This window comes from Pseudomonas sp. 22490, assembly GCF_052044465.1.
GTDB classification, from domain to species: Bacteria; Pseudomonadota; Gammaproteobacteria; order Pseudomonadales; family Pseudomonadaceae; genus Pseudomonas; species Pseudomonas aeruginosa.
Map to the genome: position 1 here is coordinate 150,254 of NZ_JBQENS010000009.1, position 6,707 is coordinate 156,960.

The 6,707-nt window shown below is 65.9% G+C and carries 4 protein-coding genes and 1 pseudogene; 1 reads left to right on the top strand and 4 read right to left on the bottom strand.

What is annotated here, in order from left to right; all coding sequences use genetic code 11:
• Positions 1-39 precede the first annotated feature (39 nt).
• On the top strand, positions 40-1,914 hold the full coding sequence (locus ACTJJX_RS12710) for a DUF3857 domain-containing transglutaminase family protein (protein WP_016851695.1): 1,875 nt from the start codon (positions 40-42) through the stop codon (positions 1,912-1,914).
• Positions 1,915-2,071: 157 nt separating this feature from the next.
• On the opposite strand, the gene ACTJJX_RS12715 is transcribed toward ACTJJX_RS12710, so the two are convergent.
• From ACTJJX_RS12715 to ACTJJX_RS12730, 4 genes and pseudogenes are all read right to left on the bottom strand, one after another.
• Complete coding sequence (locus ACTJJX_RS12715; protein WP_016851696.1) at positions 2,072-2,974, bottom strand: RluA family pseudouridine synthase; 903 nt, start codon at positions 2,972-2,974, stop codon at positions 2,072-2,074.
• A gap of 120 nt (positions 2,975-3,094) precedes the next feature.
• Positions 3,095-4,324 carry a serine/threonine transporter SstT gene (gene sstT, locus ACTJJX_RS12720; protein WP_003114881.1) on the bottom strand — a complete coding sequence of 410 codons (1,230 nt, stop codon included), beginning with the start codon at positions 4,322-4,324 and terminating at the stop codon, positions 3,095-3,097.
• A gap of 487 nt (positions 4,325-4,811) precedes the next feature.
• On the bottom strand, positions 4,812-6,182 hold the full coding sequence (locus tag ACTJJX_RS12725) for an APC family permease (RefSeq protein ID WP_003106497.1): 1,371 nt from the start codon (positions 6,180-6,182) through the stop codon (positions 4,812-4,814).
• A gap of 156 nt (positions 6,183-6,338) precedes the next feature.
• Positions 6,339-6,707, bottom strand: a pseudogene (locus ACTJJX_RS12730) (glutamine synthetase); the annotation flags it as partial.

Below are 6,707 nucleotides of genomic sequence, written 5' to 3' on the forward strand. Positions count from 1 at the left end.
CCTGGGAGCTCCGCTCAAACGTTTCATCCTGAGGCACCGATGCCCCGTCATCCCTTCTCCCCTTCCTTCCTCGCCGCCAGCGTCTTCTGCGCCGCCACCCCGGCCCTCGCCGCGCTGCAACCGATCGCCGAGGCGCCGCTGGCCGGCGAAACCGAGTTCCGCTGCCAGTTCAACGCCGACAACAGCACCGATTGCGTGAGCACCTACAGCTTCACCATCCTCAAGCCGAGCGGCCGCGAGATGCTCTCGCGCATCGATCGCAGCTACGCGGAGACCGACAGCCTGATCGTGGAGAAGGCCGAGCTGACCCAGCCCGGCGGCAAGCCGGTGCCGCTGGACCAGTCGCAGATCGATACGCGCACCGCGCCGAACCCGGACCAGGGCTTCCTGCGCGAACGCCAGACCTCCCTGGCGTTCCCCAACCTGCGCGTCGGCACCCGCATCAGCTACACCCTGCGCGAGCACTTCACCGCCAAGCCGCTGAGCACCCAGTTCCACTACATTCTCAGCCGCCCGCCGATGCCGGTGCGCGACGACCGCTTCGTCGCCGAGTTCAAGGCCGAGCGGCCGATCTTCGTGCGCAGCGAGCTGATGGACGCCTATCGCATCGAACAGAGCGCCGACAAGAAGACCCTCAAGGTCAGCCTGAAAAAGCCGCAATACACCAACTACATCAACGAAGCCGGCAACGCCTACCTGCGCCATACCCCGCGCCTGGAGCTGGGCAGTTCGCTGGACCTGCAGGACAACTTCGGCCCGTTCGCCGCGCGCTACAACGAGATCCTCGCCGCGGAGCTGCCCAAGGGCGCCGCGGCGGCCGTCGCCGCGGTGAAGGGCAAGCCGGCCCGCGAGCAGGTCGCCGGCCTGATGCAGTACATCAACGACACCTACCGCTACCTGGGCGACTGGCGCGCCAGCGAGCGCGGCTACGTGCCCTTCTCCCTGGCGGAGATCGAGCGCAATGGCTACGGCGACTGCAAGGACCTGGCGATCCTCCTCGCCGCCATGCTCAAGGCCTCCGGGATCAAGGCCGAACCGACCCTGGTCAGCCGCGGCGACGTGGTCTGGGACCTGCTGGTGCCCGGCATGTACGCGCCGAACCATGCCATCGTCCGCGCCGAGGTGGACGGCAAGACCTGGTGGCTGGACCCGACCAACCCGGTGTTCGCTCCCGGCCGCATCATGCCCGACATCCAGCAGCGCTGGGCGCTGGTGCTGGGCGCCGACGGCAAGGTGCGGCGCGACGAGATTCCGCTGGAAGCGCCCGGCGACACCCTGCGCGTGACCCGCAGCGAGCATTACACCCATGACGGCGAAGCCCGGGTCGAGTCGCGCGTGGAGCTTTCCAATGCGCCGCTGATGCAGCTCAGCGTCGCCGATCGCCAGCGCGGCCGCACCAGCACCGACCAGGACCTGTGCCGCAACTTCGCCAAGGAAGGCAGCGACTGCGTGCTGGAGCGCGACGACAGCCAGTTCGTGCTGCCGCCCAGCTATACGATCAGTGCCAGGCTTACCGACCGCCGCGCCCTCGACCGGCTCGGCGGAGAGTATTTCTACAACCGCCAGGACCTGGCCAGCCAGTGGGACGCGTTCGCCAAGTACCGTAGCGAAGGCCAGTTGGCCGAGCTGTACCTGGGCGAACCGCAGATCACCTCCTACGACATCAGCCTGTCCGGCGGCAAGACTGACGAGCCGGCGCACAGTTGCGAGATCCGCAGCCCCTGGTTCGACATCGACCTGCAGGCCGAACCGGCCAAGGACGGCGGCTACCACTATCGCTACCGGGAAGTGCAGAAGACCAGTTGGCTCAACCACGACGAGATCAACAGCGCCGAGTTCGGCAAGCTGATCGAGCAGAGCCGCGGTTGCGTCGAGCAACTGCGCCTGGTGGTCAAGCTGGACAAGCGTCCCTGAGCGACGCGCGCCCGCTCCGGCGGGCGCGTCCAGCCGCACAGCGGGCGATTCTTCTACTCGCCCGCGCAGCCCTCCAGGCCGAGCGCCTGCTCATAGAAACGCGCCATGCGCTCCGGGTCGGCGACGTACGCCAGCATTCCGCTGGCGAGCCTGTCGCCTACACCTGCCAATCGAGCCGCAGCCCGGATTCGAACGTACGCCTTTCCCCGCTCAGCGGGTCGTCGAAGCGCAGCCCCCTGGCCAGCAGCTTGAGCGGCCGCCGGTAATCGTCGGGGCTGTCCTCGGCGTCCAGCAGCTCGGGATAGAACCCATCGTTCTGGATACCCGCGCCGAGTGCCGCGAGGTGCACGCGCAGCTGGTGCTTCTTGCCGGTCACCGGATACAGCCGGTAGCGCCACCAGCGGCCGTTGCGCTCGGCGACCTCGATGCGCGTCTCGCTGTTCGGCTCGCCCTCGCCTTCGCGCATGCGGAAGAACGGCTCGCCGGGCACCAGGCGGGTCCTGCGCAGCAACGGGAAGTCCAGTTGCGGCAAGGCCGGAGCGATCGCTTCGTAGCACTTGTCGATGCGCCGCTCGCGGAACAGCGCCTGGTAGCGCCCGCGGCTGCCGGGATTGGTCGAGAACAGCACCAGCCCGGCGGTATGCCGGTCGATCCGGTGCAGCGGCACCAGGTCGCGATTGCCGGTGCTGCGGGCCAGCCGCGCCAGGAGCGTCTGCTCGACGTAGCCGCCGGCCGGCATCACCGGCAGGAAGTGCGGCTTGTCCGCCACCAGCAGATGCTCGTCGCGGTACAGGATGCGCGCCTCGAAAGGAATCGGTGCCTCCACCGGCAACTCGCGGAAGTAGTGCACACGCAGGCCTTCGCGATATGCCGCCTGCGGGCCCAGCGCACGCCCCTCGGCGTCCAGCACCCGGCCCCGCTGCATGCGCGCCAGCCAGGTGTCGCGGTCGATGGCCGGGAAACGCGCGCAGAGACAGTCGAGCACGGTGCTCCAGGGACCGGCCGGCAGATGCAGGGTGCTGGCGCGGAGACTGGCATCGGGCAAGGAAGGAGACGACATGCGGCAACTCGGGAAGGACGGGCGACCATTAGGCCGCAGCGCGGCGCACAGGTCAAAGCACGCCGGGGCGAAACGAAGAAACCGCCCGAAGGCGGTTTCTTCCGTGACCCAGGGATCGAATCAGGCGGCGCTCGCCTTGCGCTCTTCCGCCTCGCAGGCGGCTGCGGTGAACAGCACGTCGGTCGAGGAGTTCAGCGCGGTCTCCGCGGAGTCCTGGAGGATCGCGATGATGAAGCCTACCGCCACCACCTGCATCGCCACCTCGCTGGGAATCCCGAACAGGCTGCAGGCCAGCGGGATCAGCAGCAGCGAACCGCCGGCCACGCCGGACGCGCCGCAGGCGCAGATCGACGCCACCACGCTGAGCAGGATCGCGGTCGGTACGTCCACGGCGATGCCCAGGGTATGCACCGCTGCCAGGGTCAGCACGGTGATGGTGATCGCCGCGCCAGCCATGTTGATGGTCGCGCCCAGCGGGATCGATACCGAATAGGTGTCTTCGTGCAGGCCCAGGCGCTCGCAGAGCTGCAGGTTGACCGGGATATTGGCTGCCGAGCTGCGGGTGAAGAACGCGGTCATGCCGCTTTCGCGCAGGCAGGTCAGCACCAGCGGATAGGGATTGCGGCGGATCTTCAGGAACACGATCAGCGGGTTGACCACGAAGGCCACGAACAGCATGCAGCCGAGCAACACCACCAGCAGGTGGGCATAGCCTTTCAGGGCCTCGACGCCGGACTCGGCGAAGGTCGAGGCGACCAGGCCGAAGATGCCCAGCGGGGCGAAGCGAATCACCACCTTGACGATCAGCGAGACGCCGTTGGACAGCTCGGAGAGCAGGTTGCGGGTGGTATCGCTGGCGTGGCGGAAAGCGATGCCGAGGCCGATGGCCCAGGCCAGGATGCCGATGAAGTTGGCCGAGATCAGGGCGTTGACCGGGTTGTCCACCACGCTCAGCAGCAGGGACTGGAGCACCTCGGCGATGCCGCCCGGAGGCGACATCTCGCCCGGATGGCTGGCCAGCACCAGGCTCGAGGGGAAGGCGAAGCTGGCGATCACCGCCACCACCGCGGCGCTGAAGGTGCCGACCAGGTACAGCAGCAGGATCGGCCGGATATGGGTCTGCTGGCCTTGCTTGTGGTTGGCGATGGATGCCATCACCAGGACGAACACCAGTACCGGCGCGACGGCCTTCAGCGCGGAAACGAAGACCTTGCCGATGAAGCCGACCTTGAGCGCGGCGGCCGGGAAGAAGCTGGCGAGCAGCAGGCCGGCGATCAGGCCGACGATGATCTGGCCCACCAGGCTGGTACGCGTCAGCAGATGAAGCAGGGGACGTTCAGGGTATGTCATGCAGATTTCTACTCTTATAGGTGTGTCGAAGGCCGGCCCAGGCAGCTTCCATGCCGAACGACCCTGTGCCGTTCCGCCCCCGCGAAGGGATGGTTCGAGCGAGCCGGGTAGTCTAGGGAAGGACGCGCAGCACCACAGGAAACACCGACCAGCGGATACCGGGCTCCCCCGCCACGGCCATCGAACCGGATCGGGACGGCGTGGATTCTAGCCGTGTCTGCGCTTTTTGGGGGCGTCCAATTCTGTCTGGATTCGGACATGTCGTCGCAGGCGCATTGCCAGCCGGGAGGCCGGAAACCCCTGTGAAAAGGAGGGAAAACGCGAAATTCGCTGTCTGCAGATAGCCAAAGCCCGCCATGAGGCGGGCTTCAGATGGGGGGCTAGTCCGTTAGCCATGGGTCCATGATTGACCCGTCACCGTGAAAATTTCGTGAAGATTACCAATCTTTTTCCTTCACATTTCCGCTGAATCCATTCACCGCTCGCCTCACTGGGTCGGGCTCAGCTCGCTCTCCTGGAAGCGCGGCGGCGGACGGCTGAAGCTGCGAGTCAGGTAGAACAGGTAGCCGAAGCCCAGTCCGGCCCAGATCAGCCCCATCACCAGCGAGGTGCTTTCCAGGTTGAGCCAGAGCACCGCGACGATGGCCGCGCCGAGCAATGGCAGGACCAGGTAGTGGAAATGCTCCTTGAGGCTGCGGTTGCGCCCGCCGCGCACATAGAAATGCACGATCACCGAGAGATTGACGAAGGTGAAGGCCACCAGGGCGCCGAAATTGATCAGCGCGGTCGCCGTCACCAGGTCGAAGGAGATCGCCGAGAGCGCCACCATGCCCACGATGAGCACGTTGATCGACGGCGTACGCCATTTCGGATGGACGAAGCCGAAGATCCGCTCCGGCAGCACGTTGTCCCGCCCCATCACGTACAGCAGGCGCGACACGCTGGCCTGGGAGGCCAGGCCCGACGCCAGGGTATTGATGAAGGTGGCGCAGAGGAAGATCGACTGGAACAGCTTGCCGCCGACGTACAGGGCGATTTCCGGCAGCGCCGCGTCGGGTTCCTTGAAGCGTACGTTGGTCGGGAAATAGGACTGCAGGAAATACGACACGGTGATGAAGATCACCCCGCCGTACAGCGCGGTGAGGAAGATCGCCCGCGGGATCACCCTGCCGGCGTCGCGGGTTTCCTCGGACAGCGTAGTCACCGCGTCGAAACCGAGGAAGGAAAAGCAGAGGATCGTCGCCCCCGCCACCATCGCCGAGAGATGCGCGTGCTCGGAGAAGAACGGCTGGGTACTGAGCACCGTGGCGGTCCCCTCCCCGTTGTTCAGGCCGTGAATCACCAGGCCGATGAAGACCACGATGATCGCCAGCTGGACCAGCACGAAGACGGTGTTGAAATTGGCGACCAGGTTCACGCTCTTGATGTTGATGAGGGTCATGATCAGCACGAACATCACCACCCAGATCCACGGGGCGACCTCGGGGAACAATGCGGTCAGGTAGATCTTCGCCAGCAGTGCGTTGATCATCGGCAGGAACAGGTAGTCCAGCAGCGACGACCAGCCGACCATGAAGCCGACATGGGGATTGATCGCTCGTTGCGCGTAGGTATAGGCCGAGCCTGCGGTGGGGAACTGGCGGACCAGCTTGCCGTAGCTGATCGCGGTGAACAGCACGCCGGCGAGGGCCAGCAGGTAGGCGGTGGGCACGTGTCCCTGGGAAATCCCGGATACGATGCCGAAGGTGTCGAAGACGGTCATCGGGGTCAGGTAGGCCAACCCGATCATGACGATCTGCCACAGCTTGAGGGACTTGCGAAGCTGGGTTCGTTCTGCGGTGGGGGGAGGATTCGACATGGGTATGCTTGCCTCGATTTCTTCTTTTTCTAATGCACAGCAAAGGAAGGCGGACGGGCGGAAACCGCAGGCTTGCCGCCGTCTACCTTCAGCAAGGGTGGGAACCTCGACGGAAGAACGGGCGGGCGGCGCCGGACCGGAGCCGCCCGCCCATGCTCACACGGTGTGCAGGTACCAGTTGTACTCGAGGTCGGAGATCGAGTACTCGAACTCCTCCAGCTCGCTTTCCTTGCAGGCGACGAAGATGTCGATGTACTTCGGATCGATGTACTTCGCCAGGATCTCGCTGTCGTCCAGTTCGCGCAGGGCGTCGCGCAGGTTGTTCGGCAGGCTCGGCTCCAACTGCTCGTAGGAGTTGCCTTCGATCGGGGCACCCGGCTCGACCTTGTTGGTCAGCCCGTGGTGCACCCCGGCAAGCACCGAGGCCAGCAGCAGGTAGGGGTTGGCGTCGGCGCCGGCGACGCGATGTTCCAGGCGTACCGCGTCCGGGCTGCCGGTGGGCACGCGCAGGGCCACGGTGCGGTT

Bases quoted from the DNA above. Each gene is read 5' to 3' on its own strand.
- ACTJJX_RS12725 (WP_003106497.1), bottom strand. From the start codon at position 6,182: ATGTCGAATCCTCCCCCCACCGCAGAACGAACCCAGCTTCGCAAGTCC.
- ACTJJX_RS12715 (WP_016851696.1), bottom strand. From the start codon at position 2,974: ATGTCGTCTCCTTCCTTGCCCGATGCCAGTCTCCGCGCCAGCACCCTG.
- sstT (WP_003114881.1), bottom strand. From the start codon at position 4,324: ATGACATACCCTGAACGTCCCCTGCTTCATCTGCTGACGCGTACCAGC.
- ACTJJX_RS12710 (WP_016851695.1), top strand. From the start codon at position 40: ATGCCCCGTCATCCCTTCTCCCCTTCCTTCCTCGCCGCCAGCGTCTTC.